Here is a 15,535-nt window from a genome sequence, read left to right as displayed (position 1 = left end):
GATGACGCGCGGTGACTTTCTCCGGCTGATGGCGGGCGGTCTGGCGAGCGCGATGCTCGCCCGGCCGCTGTCCGCTGCGGGCGGCTACGACTTCTGGTTCACTCGTCTTCGCTATGACTCGGGCGACTGGGACGTGGACCAGCGGACGCCGTCCAACATCATCACCTCGCTGATCGACTATACGACGCTGCGGGTGGACCCGAAGGAGCATGTGGTTCCGCTGTCGGACCCCAGGATGCTGACCGCCCCCTTCTGTTACATGGCGGGGCACAAGCTGGTCGAGTTCTCCCCCGCAGAGCGCCGCAATTTCGAACGCTATGTGCGCAATGGCGGCTTTGTCATGGTGGACGATTGCAACCATGACATAGACGGCCTCTTCGCCCGCTCGTTCGAAGCGCAGATGGGCAAGATCTTCGGCCCCAAAGCGCTGAAGCCGCTGCCCAAGACCCACGGCCTCTACCGCAGCTTCTTCAAATTCGACGGACCGCCCAACACCACGCTCGAACTGAACGGCTGGGGCGATGACCTCATCCACGATTATCTCAAGGGCATAGAGGTGAACGGACGGCTGGGCGTCCTCTACAGCAACAAGGATTATGGCTGCGAATGGGACTATGACTGGCGCAACAAACGCTTCCTCGCGGAAGACAATACGAAGTTCGCAGTCAACATCGTGATGTATGCGCTGTCGGTTTGACGATTTCCATTTCATCTGAGAATATCCCAGCAAGGGACTGAAAATGAAAGACATAACCGAATCCGAAATTCATGACCGCATCGCGCGCCTCGGCGATCTGCGCGCCGCGATCGGGCAGGCGATCGTCGGGCAGGCGGAGGTCGTCGAACAGTTGCTGATCGGCCTGCTGGCGGGCGGCCACTGCCTGCTGGAAGGCGTTCCGGGCCTCGGCAAGACCCTCCTCGTCCGCTCGCTGGGCGATGCGCTGAAACTCGACTTCCGCCGGGTCCAGTTCACCCCCGACCTCATGCCCAGCGACATCCTCGGCACCGAATTGCTGGAAGAGGACCACGGCACCGGCCATCGCAGCTTCCGTTTCCAGCAGGGTCCGGTCTTCACCAACCTCCTCCTCGCGGACGAACTCAACCGCACTCCGCCCAAGACGCAGGCCGCCCTGCTCGAAGCCATGCAGGAAAAGACGGTCAGCTACGCGGGCATCACCCACCGCCTGCCCGCCCCGTTCTTCGTGCTGGCGACGCAGAACCCGCTGGAGCAGGCAGGCACCTACCCCCTGCCCGAAGCGCAGCTCGACCGCTTCCTCCTCCACATCCGCGTGGATTATCCGACCGAAGAGGAAGAACGCGCCATCCTCGCCCAGACGACCGGCTCGGGCGGCGCGCGCGTCCCCGCCGTCATGCAGGGTGAGGAAGTGCTGGCGCTTCAGGCGCTGGTGCGCGACGTGCATCTGAGCGACGATCTCCTCGCCTGGGTCACGCGCCTCGTCCGTGCCAGCCGTCCCGGTGACATGGCTCCCGAGGACATCCGCAAATATGTGAAATGGGGCGCCGGCCCTCGCGCCGGGCAGGCGCTCATCCTCTGCGCCAAGGCGCGCGCGCTGCTGCACGGCCGTCTCGCCGCCACGCGGGAGGACATCGCCACCCTCGCCGCACCCGTGATGCGCCATCGCCTTCTCCTCTCCTTCGCTGCCGAAGCCGAAGGACGCAGCGCTGACGATGTGGTCGCGGCGCTGGTCCGCGCCGTTCCGCTCGCCTGAATCCGCCGCGCGATGAGCGACCTGCTGCCTCCCGATGTCCGCAGCCGCCTGCGCGGCCTGCGCATCGTCACGCGCCGCGCGGTCGGCGCGCAGGGCATCGGCCTGCACCGCAGCCACAGCCGTGGCGCGGGCCTCGAATTCGCCCAGTATCGCGCCTACGAACCGGGCGATGAACTGCGGCAGATCGACTGGAAGCTCTACGCCCGCTCGGACAAATTCTTCGTCCGGGAGGCGGAGCGCGAAAGCCCCGTCGCGATCTGGACCCTGATCGACATAAGCGCCTCCATGGCGCAGGCGGACGCCGACCGGCCCGCATATTCGCGCCTCGACGCGGCAAAGGCCATGGCCGCCGCCATCGCCGAACTCGCGATGCAGCAGGGCGACCGCTTCGGCCTCGTCGCACTGGGCGATACGGGCCTCACGCTGGTTCCCGCAGCCACCGGCCTTCGCCAGCGCGACCGGGTCCGCATCGCGCTCACCGCCCTGCCTCCCGCGCGCCGCTTCGCCGATGCAGCGCAACTCGCGCCGCTCTGGGAACGGGTGGGCAGGCACGATCTCGTCCTGCTGCTCAGCGACTGTTTCGACGAAGCGGCCATAGCGCTTGCAGAAAAGCTGGCGGCGGGACGCGAAACGCTGGTGGTCGAGATGCTGACGGTGGCGGAGCGCGACTTCCCCTTCGACGGCGGCCACCGCTTCCGCGATCCGGAAACCGGCGAGGAACTGCTGGCGGATGGCCCCGCGCTGCGCGCCGACTTCCTCGCCCGCTTTGCGCAGGCGCGCGAGAACCTCCATCGACGGCTCGACAGCGCGGGCGTCGGCCATGTCGCGCACGCGCTGGACGAACCGGTCGATCTGCCGCTCCGCCGCCTGTTCGCCAAGGGCGAGGCACCCCGTTGACGATGACCCTGCTCTTCCCGCTCGGCCTTGCCGCACTGGCGGGCGTGCTGGTGCCACTCGCCATCCACATCGCCCGCCGCAGCGAGCAGAAGCTGACCGATTTCGCCGCGCTGCGCTGGCTTCGGGAAAGGCCCAGGCCCCGATCGCGCCTGCGCTTCGACGAACGGCTGCTGCTGGCCCTGCGGCTGATTCTCCTTGTTGTCGCCGCGCTGTGGCTGGCCCAGCCGGTGCTGATCGGCGCGGCGGACAGCCAGCCCTATGTCGCCGTCATTCCCGGCGCGAGCTATCACGGGAATACGAACGACCAAGTTGAAGCGCACTGGCTCGCCCCCGGCTTTCCGTCGCTCGACACCCCCCGCCCTTCCGGCAGCCTGCCGACCGCAAGCCTCCTCCGCGAACTCGACGCCACCCTGCCGCCCGGCACGCAGATCGCCATCGTCGCGCCCCCCATTCTGGACGGAGCCGATGCCGAGCGCCCCCGTCTGTCGCGACCCGTTCGCTGGCACATCACCGGGGGAGCCAGGCCCGCGCCATCCGCTCCGGTAGCACCGCCGCCGCCCATCGCCGTCCGCGCGGACGCCGCCCATCGCTCGTCCGTCCTCTACCTGCGCGCCGCAGGCGCCGCATGGGCAGCGCCGGGCGACCCCGCACAGATCGACATCGCTTCGCCATCCGCCCCACTCCCGCCGACCAGCGTCACTCTGTTCTGGATGGCGGGCGGCAGCCTGCCCGACGCTCTCCGGTCATGGGTCGCGCGCGGCGGGCATGCGGTGATCGCGTCCGATGCGCTCTGGCCTGATGATCTCACCGCCTTCCCCGTCTGGTTCGATCCGCAGGGCGGCATTCTCGCCCGCAAGGGGAAGATCGGCAGCGGGCAGTTGGTCCACCTGTCTCGTTCGCTGTCTCCATCGCAGATGCCCCTGCTGCTCGAAAGCGACTTTCCTGACCGTCTGCGCGACCTGATCGCCCCGGCGCCGCCCCCCACGCGCGTTCAGACGTCGGACTATGCGCCTCTTACCGGCGGCCCCTCGCCGCTCCCCCGGCCCGATGACCTGCGGCCGTGGCTGGCCGTGCTGATCGCCGCGCTCCTGTGCGCCGAACGCTGGATCGCGACGCGGCGAAGCCGGGCGCCAGCCCCATGACGGAGCCAGCGTCCGCATGTCTCTGGACAGCACCCGCCCGTCGCCGCGCGCTGATCGAGACAGCGGCGCTCGCCGCCCCCCTGCTGCTCGCGCTGGCCGCCATCCTCTTTCGCGTCGCTGGCCCGGTCGCAGCAGCAGTCGTTCCGATTCTCCTCTTACCTGTCGCTTTCGCTGTCGCCTTTCGCCGCGCGAGCCGCTTCACGCCCCATTGGCTGACCCGAACGCTCGACGCCCGCCATTCCGAACTGGAAGACAGCAGCGCGCTGCCGTTCCGGGACGATGCCCTCGGCCCCCTCGAACGGTTACAGCGGGCGCGGATCGGGGAACGATTGCAATCCATCGACAGCGACACACTCGCGCCCCCGTGGCACATCCGCTCACTGGCAGCGGTTGCAGCGCTGTGCGCGGTCGCTGTGGCGCTCGCCCTGCTCTGGCCGCGCCCGTCGCATGATGTGCCCGCGCTCAGCCCCGGCAAGGAAGGATTGCCGCCATCGCCCGGCATCCCCCGTCTGGTGGCGCAGAATCTCCGCATCATCCCGCCCGCCTATACCGGCCTGCCGTTCCGCGATTCCGCGTCCCTCGATGCCCGCGTGCCGACAGGATCGCGGCTGGAATGGCGGCTGCGCTTCTCCCCCGACGCCAGCGTCCCGCGCCTCCTGATGCTCGGCGGCCAGCCGGTCGCGCTCGACCGCGATGGCGGCGACTGGATTGCGAGCCGGACCGCCGACGCCGCCTTCCTCTACCGCGTCGATCCTTCGCAGGGGCGAGGGCCAACCCCGCCTCTCCACCGCATCGACGCGACACCCGATATGCCGCCGCAGGTGAAGGCGCTTTCCCCGGCTACGGGCCTCACCATGGTGTCGCCCGGCCAGAGAAGCTGGACACCCGTCTTCGCCGCCACTGACGATTATGGCGTTGCGCCCTCGGCGCGGCTGCGCGTCACGCTGGCGGTCGGAGAAGGCGAGAATGTCACCTTCAGCGAGCGGGAAGTCGCAGTGGCGGGCAACGGCAGCGCGCGCGAAAAGCGCTTCGCCCCGACGCTCGACTTCGCCCGCTTCGGCTTTTCGGCGGGCGGCGACATGGTCGTGCAACTGATCGTCCGCGACAATCGCAGCCCCAATCCGCAGGAAGTGCGCGGACCCAGCCTGATCCTGCGCTGGCCATCCGCGCGGCAGCCCGAAAGCAGCGGCCTCACCGGCATGGTCAACACCACCCTGCCTGCCTATTTCCGCAGCCAGCGGCAGATCATCATCGACGCGCAGGCGCTGCTGAAGCAAAGGCGGACCCTATCCGCCGACCGCTATCTCGCCCGCTCCACGTCGATCGGCGGCGACCAGCAGGTCCTGCGCGGCCGCTACAGTCAGTTTCTGGGCGGTGAGGAGGAAGGTGAACCCGCGCTGCCGACAGCAGACGGGGAAGCCGACGGCCACGACCATGGCGGCCCGCCCGCCCCATCCGCGTCCGGCTTCGGCGCGCCCGAAGACGTGCTCGCCGCTTTCGGCCATCCGCACGACGATTCGCAGGCGTCCAGCCTCCCTCCCGAAACCCGCGCGATCCTGAAGCAGGCCGTGGACCAGATGTGGCTCTCCGAACGCGAACTCAAGCAGGGGCATCCCGACCTTGCCCTCCCCTTCGCCACCAAGGCGCTGCGTTTCATCAAGGAAGTGCAGCAGGCGACGCGCATCTTCCTCTCCCGCGTCGGGCCGGAACTGCCGCCGTTCGATCCGTCGCGGCGGATGACGGGCAAGCGGGAGGGGATCGCCAGCCGGATATTGCCGACCGTCCCGGCGGAACGCGGCGACGGCCCGGCAGCCGCAGCATGGCGCGCGCTCGGCGAAGGGCCGGATGCGATCCGTGGCGCCATCGACCTTGCGCCGCTGGAACGCTGGAGCCGCGCCAACGCCTTGCGCCTTCCTGACGCGCTGGCGCTGACCGGGGCGATGGATGCGGTGCGGCGCGATCCCGCCTGCGCGTCCTGCCGCGAAGCGCTCCGCGCTCAACTCTGGCGCGCGATGGAGCGTCCGTTGGGGCAGGCTACACGCCGTCCTGCGCCCGACGCCGCAGGCGCGCGCTATCTTGGCCTGATCGGACGCGCGCGATGAAGCCCGAGACGATCGTGGCCGCGCTGCTGGCACTGGCGACGCTGGGCGCCGCCATACGCCTCCTGCTCTGGCAAAGGTCCGCCGCGCAGCGGGCGCACCCGTGGCGGCTCGCACTTCTCCTGACGCTTCAGCCGGTGACGGCCATCCTCCTTTACTGCGCCCTGTTTCCACCTGCCTCAATCGGGCAGACCGCGTCGCTTCGGATCGCGACGGCAGGCGCGCCCCGTCTCGCGTCAGCGGGCGGCGATCCGCTGATCCTCCTTCCCGAAGCGCCCTCCATCGCCGGTGGGGAACGCGCGCCGGATCTCGCCACGGCGCTTCGCCGCTATCCCGGCGTTCGGACGATCCGTGTGCTGGGCAACGGCCTCAAGCCCCGCGACGTGGATCAGGCGCGCGGGCTTTCGGTCCAGTTTAACGCGGGTGCTTTTCCGACCGGCCTCACTCATCTCGCTCCACCGCCAGCCATCGCGCCCGGATCGCGGTTCGAAGTCGGCGGCACGGTCGCCGGAATGCCGGACGCGGATGTCGAACTGCTCGACCCGGCGGGCCGCGTCACCGATGCACAGCCGGTCCGCGAGGACGGCGGCTTTCTGCTGGCGGGCACGGCACGCGCGGCAGGAACCGCGCGCTTCACCCTGCGCATCCTGCGGGGCAAACGCGTGATCGAGAAGGCAACGGTGCCCCTGTGGGTCGAGGAAACGCCGCGCCCTCGCCTGCTCATCCTTTCCGGCGCGCCCGGCCCCGAAGCCAAATATCTGCGGCGCTGGGCCGAAGATGCGGGGTTCGATGTCGTCGCGCAGATGGCGGCGGGCGGTGGCATTTCGCTCGGCGATGCGCCCGTTCCGCTCGATGCGGCCAGCCTCGCGCGGTTCGACGCCGCTATCGTCGATGACAGAAGCTGGCCCGCCGCGCGAAACGCGCTGGCTTCGGCGGCTGCGAGCGGCCTCGGCCTGATCCTGCGGGCGTCCGGCCCGCTCGACGCCGCGACCCGCGCGCAATGGCGGGCGCTGGGCTTCGCGCTCGGCGGCACCAACCGCGTCGTTCCGCTCGCCCTGCCACCGGTCCACCCGCCCGCCATCGCCACAACCCGGCAGGGCATCGGCGACGAAGGCAGCCCACCCGACATCGCCTCCCCCGACGATCCGCTGCCCGACATCAACCGCGTCGATCTGGCGCCCGAAGGCGCGGGCGTCGTGCCAATCCTGCGCGATGCGGGCGGCAGGACGCTTGCCGGGTGGCGCGCCATCGGCCGGGGGCGCGTGGCGCTCTTCACCGGCACCGACAGCTACGGCCTGACACTGACCGGGCGGCGCGACCTGCATGGCGACTGGTGGAGCGCCCTGCTTTCCGCCGTCGCCCGGCCCGCGCCGACCGGCATCGTGGACACCGCCCTTCACTGGGCAGGCGAGCGCACCACGCTATGCGGTCTGACGGGACCGGCGCGGCTGGAGGGGCCGGACGGACGGCGCACGCAGCTTGCGCCCGTCAACGGCTGCGCCGCCTTCTGGCCGGAAAAGGCTGGCTGGTTCCGGGTGCGGGACGGCAAGTCGTGGCGGGCCGCCTATGTCCATGATCGCGGCGCGCTGCCTGCCCTGCGCCAAGCCCGCGACCGCCAGGCCACGGCCCTGCTCGCCTCGTCGCAACGGGACCGCCCCGCAGCCGCCGCCGCGCCATCGGTCCCGCCATGGCTCTGGTGGCTCGGCTGGCTCATGGCGGTCGCGCTGCTCTGGTGGCTGGAGCGCAGCCGCTTCGGGCGAAATCAGGACGCCCGGTCGACCATGTAAAAGTCCCGCAGCGCTCGCGCGTCGTGCAGGGCGTTGTGCGGCACGCGGCTGTTGGCGGCGGCGCTGAACCCCGCCGCGTTGATGAGTTCCAGCCGCAGGCCGAAGTCCACGCCCGCCATCTGCCCCGGCCCGGTCGCCAGCAGCGCGCAGAAATGGGCGAGGTCTTCGGGCCAGTCCGCGATGATGACCGGATCGGGATCGCCCGCCAGATAGGCGGCGACCATATCCGCCGCCTCGATCCGGTCCAGTTCGTGATCGACGCCCTCGGGCACCAGCCGGAGATAGGGAATGACATTCTGCGCCACCCACGGCTCGACCGCGTCGGGCAGCGGCAGCGAGATATAGAGTTCCTGATCGCCATCCTCGGGCACCAGCGCCACGCTGATGAGCGCGCCGCCAAAGCCGTTGAACTCAGTGTCGAGGAAATAGCGCATGAAAAGGGAAGCTGCCTGCAAGGACGGAAAGCGATGGTGCCCGCCGCCTGTAGCATTTGCGTCGCGGAAGCCAAGCTGCCATGCGCCCGGACGTGTAAGGACAAGAAGGACGCGATCATGATCCCGCGGGAATATCTGGGTTCGGCGCCGGTGCCGGGCGGGCAGGAGCTGAAGCTCTACCGGCGCGGTAACGACCATATGATCGTGCTCGACCGCAACGAGCTGATGAGCAGCCGGATGAGCGGGTCGGAAAAGCAGCTCGCCCTCATGACCATCGAGCGGCTGAAGGGCCGCAGGGCGCCGCACCTGCTGGTCGGCGGATACGGCATGGGCTTCACGCTGCGCGCGGCGCTGGGCGTGCTGGATGCGTCGGCGCGGGTGACGGTGGCGGAACTGGTGCCGGAAATCATCGAGTGGGCGCGCGGCCCGATGGCCGACCTGATGGCCGGATGCCTCGACGACCCGCGCGTCGATCTGCTGATCGAGGATGTCGTGCCGGTGATCGGCCGCGCCCGCGCCGCTTATGACGCGATCCTGCTCGACGTCGACAACGGTCCCGACGGGCTGACGGCTGCGGCCAACGACCGTCTCTATTCCCCCGCCGGGCTGGAAGCAGCGAAGGCGGCGCTGAAACCCGGCGGCATTCTCGCGGTCTGGTCGGCGGGATCGGACGACGCCTTCGCCCGCCGCCTCAAACAGGGCGGCTATCTGGTCGATGAAGTGGCGGTCAAGGCACGCGACAATGGCAAGGGGCCGCGCCATGTCATCTGGTTCGCGACGAAGCGCTGATCCTCTAATGAAAGTCGCGTGACCGGGGCAGGATGCGCACGTCGCGCGGATGGCGGCGGGGCGAAGGCATGGCGCGCGGCTGCGCCGGGTGGGTAACCTCATCCCCGCGCATAATGGGCTGTTCGTGCAGCAAGTCGAGCGCCCGACTCGCATCGGTGACGCGGTCCACCATCAGGTGCACGACATCCTCCTTGCTGCGCTGGACCGTCCCGTCGATCAGCATGAGGCGCGACGCCATCACCGCGCGCCGCTGCTTTTCCATGTCCCGCGCCCACAGCAGCGCGTTGACGATCCCGCTCTCATCCTCGATGGTGATGAAGACCGCATTGCCCTTGCCGGGCCGCTGGCGGATCAGCACGACGCCCGCCACCCGCACCTTCGCGCCGTCCTTTGCGCGGTTGACGGTGGCGCAATCCACCGCCCCGTGACGGGCGAACCGGTCGCGCAGAAACTGCATCGGATGCCCTTTGAGCGAGAGGCGATGCGTCTGATAGTCAACTGCCACTTCCTCCGACAGCGGCATGGCGGGCAGGTCGGGATCGGCTTCCCTGCCCAGTTCAGGCAAGTCCTGCGCGGCGAAGAGCGGTAGTTGCGCGGGCGGCATCCGCCGCGCTTCCCACCCCGCCTGCCGCCGGTTCTGCCCGATCGACCGCAGCGCATCGGCGTCCGCCAGCAGGTGCAGCGCGCGGGAGGGCAGCCCGGCCCGCCGTGCCAGATCCTCCATGTCGCGGATCGGCGCCTGCGCCCGCGCGGCGGCCAGCTTTCCCGCCCATTCCTCCCGAAATCCGTCGATCCGGCCAAGGCCGAGCCGCAACACCCGCTCCCCCTCCAGACTGCTGGCCCACGCGCTTGCCTGCACGTCCACCGGCCGCACCTCGACGCCATGTTCCTGCGCGTCGCGCACCAGTTGCGCAGGCGCATAGAAGCCCATGGGCTGACTGTTCAGCAGCGCGCAGGTGAAGACCGCCGGATAGTGGCACTTGATCCACGAAGACACATAAGCGAGCCATCCGAACGCCTGCGCATGGCTTTCGGGAAAGCCATATTCGCCGAACCCCTCAATCTGTTTGAAGCAGCGTTCGGCAAAGTCGCGCTCATATCCGCGCTTCACCATGCCTTCGATCAGCTCCGTCTGATATTTGCTGACCTGCCCCGTCCGGCGAAAGGTCGCCATGGCGCGGCGCAGTCCGTCCGCCTGCGCGGGCGTGAACTCCGCCGCGACAATCGCCAGCCGCATCGCCTGCTCCTGAAACAGCGGCACGCCCATCGTCTTGCCCAGCACGTCCTCAAGCTCACACGGATTGGACGGCGGCCCCGGCAGTTCCGCTACCTCTTCCCCGTTCCGCCGCCGCAGATAGGGATGCACCATCCCGCCCTGAATCGGTCCCGGCCGCACGATCGCGACCTGGATGACGAGGTCGTATAGCTTTTTGGGCTTCATGCGCGGCAGCATGGCGATCTGGGCACGGCTCTCGACCTGAAAAGTGCCGATGCTGTCGCCCTTCTGAAGCATGGCGTAGGTGGCTGCATCTTCCTGCGGGATGGTCGCCAGATCCATGTCGCCCAGCCCGTGCAAGCGCATCAGGTCGAAACTCTTGCGTATCGCGGTCAGCATGCCGAGCGCCAGCACGTCGACCTTCATCAGTTGCAGCATGTCGAGATCGTCCTTGTCCCATTCGATGAAGGTACGGTCGGGCATCGCCGCATTGTGGATCGGCACCAGTTCGTCGAGCCGCCCCTCGCTCAGCACGAAGCCGCCGACATGCTGCGACAGGTGGCGCGGGGTCTCGTACAGCCGGTCCGCCATGTCACGCAGCCGCGCCAGTTCGGGATTGGCGGGATCGAAGCCCGCTTCGGCCACCCGGCTTTCGGGAAGCCCCTCCCCGCCCCAGCCCCACACCGTGCCGGACAGCCGCGCCGTCACATCTTCGGTCAGGCCCAGCGCCTTGCCCACTTCGCGCACCGCGCTGCGCTGGCGATAGCGGATCACCGTCGCGGCGATGCCCGCCCGCTCGCGGCTGTAACGGCGGTAAATATATTGCATCACCTCCTCGCGCCGCTCATGCTCGAAATCCACGTCGATGTCGGGCGGCTCGTCCCGCTCTTCGGTCAGGAAGCGGGAGAAAAGCAGCTTCTCCCGCACCGGGTCGATCGGCGTGACGCCCAGCAGGTAACAGACCAGCGAATTGGCCGCCGACCCCCGCCCCTGGCACAGGATCGGCGGGTCGAGACTGCGGGCATAGGCGACGATGTCGTGGACGGTCAGGAAATAATAGGCATAGTTTTTGAGCCGGATCAGCCGGAATTCTTCCTTCAGCACCTCCCGGTATCGGGCGGACAGTCCGTCGGGAAAACGCTCCGCCGCCTTCCGCCGCACCAGTTCCTCCAGCCAGTCCTGCGGCTTCCATCCCTCGGGCACCGGCTCGTGCGGATATTCATAGCGAAGATGGTCCAGCGTGAAGCCGATGCAGCCCAGCAAGTCCTGTGTGACCGCGACAGCCTCCGGGCAGGCGGCGAACAGGCGCACCATTTCCTGCGGTGCTTTCAGATGCCGCTCGGCATTGGCGGCCAGCCGCCGCCCCGCCGTCTGCACGGTCATCCCCTCACGAATGCAGGTCAGCACATCCTGCATCGGCCGGTCGTCCGCCTGCGCATAAAGCGCATCGTTGGTCGCGATCAGCGGCACGGCGCAGCGAGCGGCCAGCGCCTTTCGCCGCGCCAGCATCCGCGCGTCCCTCCCCGCGCGATGCATCGTCGCCGCCAGCCAGAGATGCGGCGTCGCTTCGCGCAACCGGCCCAGCAGCGCCGCGTCGCCATCCATCGCGATCAGCGCCATGCCCTGCGCATGATCGAGCAGATCGCCGAGCGCGATATCGCACTCCCCCTTCACCGCGCGCCGGTTGCCCAGCGTCAGCAGCCGCGTCAGCCTGCCCCAGCCGAAGCGGGTCGTGGGATAGGCGACGATGTCCGGCGTCCCGTCGGCGAACACCAGCCGCGCCCCGACGATCAGCCGCAGTGATGCGCCCAGCGGCTGCAAGTCCTTCAGCGCCTGATGCGCGCGCACCACGCCCGCCACGCTGTTGCGGTCGGCAATGCCAAGGCCGGTCATGCCCAGCTCTTCGGCCCGTCTGACCATCTCCCTGGGATGGGATGCCCCGCGCAGGAAGCTGAAATTGGTGGCCGCGACGACTTCGGCGAAAGGCGGCGCGCTCACGGGAACAGGCCGTGCAGATACCAGTCGATCTGCGCTTCGTCGCCATAGAGGCCATAGCGGAACATCCAGTAACGCCGCCCGTCGCTATCCTCGATCCGGTAATAGTCGCGCGCGCGTCCCGCACCGCCGGGCTGATGCCCTTCGCGCCTGCGCCACCATTCCGCGGCGATGCGCTCCGGCCCTTCCGCCAGCTTCACCTCATGCAGCCGCCCCCGCCAGCGAAAGCGCAGCGGTGGGCCGTCGGGAACGCCTGCGATCACATCAACGCCCTGCGGCGGGTCGAAGAACAGTAGCGGGCGCGGCAGATCGGCCTGCGCCTCCGGCCATGCGGAGGGAAGCGCCTGCGCAGCCGGAACCATGCGCTGCGCCCGCTCGGGCAGGTGCCGGTCGCAGGGGACCAGCCGCAGCACCCGCTCCGGCCCCAGCCGCACGCCCAGCCGGTCGATCAGCGCCGCCACCTCCTCCTGCCTCGCCTCTTCCGCGCCCCCGTCCCAGGATCGCTGCCGCTCCACCAGAGCCTCCGTCCACGGCACCGCGAGGCGAACCGCATCGAAGCCGAAACCGGGGTCGAGCGGATCGGCGAGCGTGTCGATCCGCTCCCGCAGCAGGCGCATGACCGAAGCAGGATCGCGCACCGGATGTCCCGTCTCGATCCCCAGTTCCTGTCGCGCGCCATCGCTGCGCAACAGCAGGATATGAAAGCGCCGCCCGCCCTCGTGCCGCGCCTCCATCCGGCGCGCGGCCTCCTGCAACAGCCCTTCGATCACTTCCATCACATCGTCGGTCCGCGCGATGGGTTCGGGAAAGCGCGCTTCGCACCGGATCGGGTCCACGGCGCGCGCGGGCGCGATGGGGCTGGCCGCCTCCCCCAATATCTGTCGCAGGCGCAGGACGGTCCGCTCGCCAAAGCGCGCGGCGATCATGCTGCGGGGCCGCCGGGCCAGATCGCCGATGGTGCGCAATCCCGCCCGCCGCAGCGCCGCCAGCGCGCCTTCGTCCAGGTCCAGCGCCGCGACGGGCAGCGGCGCGACATCCTCCCCCTTGCCTCCATGCCGCGCAAGCGCCCGCGCCGCCATCGCCGTGGAAGAAAGGCCATGGCGGCAGCCATAGCCCGCCCGCGCCTTCGCCTGCGCGATCAGGCCCGTTTCTCCGCCGAACAGATGCGCGCACCCGCTGATGTCGAGGATGAGGCCATCGGGCGGGTCGATGCTCACCATCGGCGTGAACCGCCGCATCCGCTCCAGCAGCCGGTGCAGTTCCTCCTCATCGGCCTGAGGATCGGCGGGCCGGGTGACGAGATCGGGGCAGCGCGCCCGCGCATCCGCCAGCGTCATGCCCGCGACAAGGCCGATCTGCGATGCCACGCGGTCGAGGGACGCAAGACGCAGTGCATTGCCGACCCGCGCGACGAGCGCGAACGGGGGAGCGTCGCCCGCTTCATTCGCCTGCTCCCGCTGCGCCCTTTCGCAGGGGAGGAAAGGAAACCACAGCGCCAGGCACCGCCTCTGGCCGGGCTGCATCTCTAAACCGTCCATCTTGCCCGTCCCATATCAATCGCCAGCGTCCGCCAGCCGCCCCGCCGCGCAGGCGAAGCAGGTGCGCGTCGAGGGATGGCGGACCCGGCGCATCCGCTTCCATCGGGACCGAAGGCGCACTGGCGACCGACCAGCGCGTATGCGCACCGCTCGACCGCGGCTCCGCATCGCAGCGCAGGATCACGATCCCCGTGCGGGATGCCTCGGCGGCAAGGACCAGCCTGCGGCTGGCGGTCAGGTCATAATCGGCAAAGCGGCCTTCGCTTTCGATGACGATCGTCGCCACGCCCGGACAGCGCGCCGCGTCCAGCCCCGCGCGCAGCATGTCGACCGCGCCGCCGGTCTCCACGATCGTCAATAGCCGGGGATCGACCCCCAGCAGCGCCAGCGCGTCGCCTGAAATCACCGATGCATTGCGCTGCCGCTCTCTCGCCCGAAGCAGGAAGACCGCTTCCCCATCGCCGCGATCCGCCATCGCCAGTGCAAAGGCGAGCGCCGTCGCCCGGTCCTCCCCGGCGCAATGAACCTCGTGCAACCGCCCGCGCTCCAGTGAAGGGGCGTGACTGGAAGTCCGTGGCGCGCAAGGGTCCAGAGTGCCACGGTCCGGGAAGAAGACAATCGCTGCCATATCTCGAATCGCTCATGATGTTCTCTTTATGTTCTCATCATGAGATGAGGTCCACCCCTCAATCGCGAAACGACGGACAGAAATCGCTTCCGCACACGCAACGGAACAGAAATGCAGGATATGGGGAAGAGCTGGTGGGCCCGGCAGGACTCGAACCCGCAACCTAGCCGTTATGAGCGGCCAGCTCTAACCATTGAGCTACAGGCCCCACCGCGTCCAGCCGATAGGCAGCATCAGGCGGCTTGGCAAGCCTGCGCGCGTGTTGGAACCGCCGCCAGAAATTCGTCGAGGCTCGCGCTGCGAACCCCGCGCCGCGCCAGATGGCCCAGCACCGCGTCCCACCAGCGGTAGAAACCGGCGCGGTCGCTTTCGTCACGCACATAGGGCGTGTGCCCCGGTTCGAGGGTCGGCGAGTGGAAACTCATGTTCAGCACGGGCACGCCCTCTTCCAGCAGCGCGTCGATGGCGGCGATCGCGTCAGCCACCGGCACCCCTTCGGGCGTCAGCGGCACCCGGCTGAGCAACCGCGCCCGCGCCATCGCGCCCGCCAGCGGCCCCATGGCCTGCACCGTGCGATACAGCCGCTCGCCCCCGCCGCGCAGCAGCCCGACAAAGGCGGTCGACAGCGGCAGTTCCACCAGCGTCCGCTGCGGTCCCGCCCAGTAGGGCCACAGCGGCAGCCCCTGAAAATCCGGCCCATGCTGCCCGCTATAATCGAACCGGCTGCGCACCGACGTATCGAGCCGGAACCCCGCCTCTTCGAGCAGGCGCGCACTGTGCGGCCCCACGCCATAGCGTCCCGCGCGATAGGCGACGGGACGGCTGCCCAACCTGTCCGCGATGCGCTGGCACAGCGTTTCCAGCTTCGCCCGCTCCACCGCCTCGGGCAGGAATCCGACATAGCTGTTGGCGGCGTTGACCGTTTCCACATGCGGCGGGTTGACCCAGGGGTGCAGATGCGCGCCGACATCCGCCGTCCCGTCCGCCACCCATTGCCCCAGCAGCGCCGCCGCCCGGTCATCGTCGACCACCGGATAGTCGGTCACATAGACGGGTCTGACCCCCGCCGCCTCGAAATAACGCTGGCCCCGCGCCATGCCCTCCAAAGCGGTGACGCCATGACTGTCGCGGCTGAACGGCGCGTCCCAGTCGAATTCCTCTTCGGTATCGACGAACAGCATGAAGCGGGTGCCGAATGCGGGGTTAAGCGCGATGCGATCCTGCGCCTGTGGCGGTGTCAGCAGGTTGCCGTCATGGTAGGGATGCTCCATGCCCTATCC

The 15,535-nt window shown here is 69.0% G+C and carries 12 protein-coding genes and 1 tRNA gene; 7 read left to right on the top strand and 6 right to left on the bottom strand.

Features of this window, described 5'->3' with window-relative positions; all coding sequences use genetic code 11:
- Position 1 precedes the first annotated feature (1 nt).
- The 6 genes from SAMIE_RS04680 to SAMIE_RS04655 are packed head-to-tail and all read left to right on the top strand — an operon-like array spanning position 2 to position 7,655.
- Positions 2-697: a DUF4159 domain-containing protein gene (locus SAMIE_RS04680; protein WP_066701327.1), complete on the top strand. Its 696-nt coding sequence runs from the start codon at positions 2-4 to the stop codon at positions 695-697.
- A gap of 43 nt (positions 698-740) precedes the next feature.
- Positions 741-1,730: an AAA family ATPase gene (locus SAMIE_RS04675; protein WP_066701328.1), complete on the top strand. Its 990-nt coding sequence runs from the start codon at positions 741-743 to the stop codon at positions 1,728-1,730.
- A gap of 12 nt (positions 1,731-1,742) precedes the next feature.
- Entirely contained in the window at positions 1,743-2,627 is an 885-nt protein-coding gene (locus tag SAMIE_RS04670; RefSeq protein ID WP_066701329.1) for a DUF58 domain-containing protein, read from the top strand.
- A gap of 2 nt (positions 2,628-2,629) precedes the next feature.
- Positions 2,630-3,769, top strand: coding sequence for a BatA domain-containing protein (locus SAMIE_RS04665; RefSeq protein WP_126516743.1), 1,140 nt, complete (start codon positions 2,630-2,632; stop codon positions 3,767-3,769).
- Positions 3,766-5,871: a DUF4175 family protein gene (locus SAMIE_RS04660; protein ID WP_066701364.1), complete on the top strand. Its 2,106-nt coding sequence runs from the start codon at positions 3,766-3,768 to the stop codon at positions 5,869-5,871. The genes SAMIE_RS04665 and SAMIE_RS04660 overlap by 4 nt, the downstream gene beginning before the upstream one ends.
- Complete coding sequence (locus tag SAMIE_RS04655; protein ID WP_066701331.1) at positions 5,868-7,655, top strand: hypothetical protein; 1,788 nt, start codon at positions 5,868-5,870, stop codon at positions 7,653-7,655. The genes SAMIE_RS04660 and SAMIE_RS04655 overlap by 4 nt, the downstream gene beginning before the upstream one ends.
- Here SAMIE_RS04655 and SAMIE_RS04650 read toward each other — a convergent pair.
- Positions 7,631-8,089, bottom strand: a complete 459-nt coding sequence (locus SAMIE_RS04650; RefSeq protein WP_066701332.1) for a hypothetical protein — start codon at positions 8,087-8,089, stop codon at positions 7,631-7,633. The genes SAMIE_RS04655 and SAMIE_RS04650 overlap by 25 nt on opposite strands.
- 117 nt (positions 8,090-8,206) lie before the next feature.
- On the opposite strand from SAMIE_RS04650, the gene SAMIE_RS04645 reads away from it, so the two are divergent.
- Positions 8,207-8,878 carry a spermidine synthase gene (locus SAMIE_RS04645; protein ID WP_066701365.1) on the top strand — a complete coding sequence of 224 codons (672 nt, stop codon included), beginning with the start codon at positions 8,207-8,209 and terminating at the stop codon, positions 8,876-8,878.
- A gap of 4 nt (positions 8,879-8,882) precedes the next feature.
- Here SAMIE_RS04645 and SAMIE_RS04640 read toward each other — a convergent pair whose 3' ends face one another.
- From SAMIE_RS04640 to SAMIE_RS04620, 5 genes are all read right to left on the bottom strand, one after another.
- Complete coding sequence (locus SAMIE_RS04640) at positions 8,883-12,092, bottom strand: error-prone DNA polymerase (RefSeq protein ID WP_066701333.1); 3,210 nt, start codon at positions 12,090-12,092, stop codon at positions 8,883-8,885.
- A complete protein-coding gene (locus SAMIE_RS04635; protein WP_066701334.1) occupies positions 12,089-13,627 on the bottom strand; it encodes a Y-family DNA polymerase in 1,539 nt (512 codons plus the stop codon). Before SAMIE_RS04635 ends, SAMIE_RS04640 begins: the two co-directional genes overlap by 4 nt.
- A complete protein-coding gene (locus tag SAMIE_RS04630; RefSeq protein WP_066701335.1) occupies positions 13,530-14,162 on the bottom strand; it encodes a hypothetical protein in 633 nt (210 codons plus the stop codon). The genes SAMIE_RS04635 and SAMIE_RS04630 overlap by 98 nt, the downstream gene beginning before the upstream one ends.
- A gap of 225 nt (positions 14,163-14,387) precedes the next feature.
- Positions 14,388-14,463: transfer RNA gene (locus SAMIE_RS04625), tRNA-Ile, on the bottom strand.
- A 25-nt stretch (positions 14,464-14,488) separates the two neighbouring features.
- Complete coding sequence (locus SAMIE_RS04620; RefSeq protein ID WP_066701336.1) at positions 14,489-15,526, bottom strand: polysaccharide deacetylase family protein; 1,038 nt, start codon at positions 15,524-15,526, stop codon at positions 14,489-14,491.
- Positions 15,527-15,535 lie beyond the last annotated feature (9 nt).

The sequence above is a fragment of the Sphingobium amiense genome (genome assembly GCF_003967075.1).
GTDB classification, from domain to species: domain Bacteria; phylum Pseudomonadota; class Alphaproteobacteria; order Sphingomonadales; family Sphingomonadaceae; genus Sphingobium; species Sphingobium amiense.
This window is presented reverse-complemented; position numbering and strand designations above follow the sequence as displayed.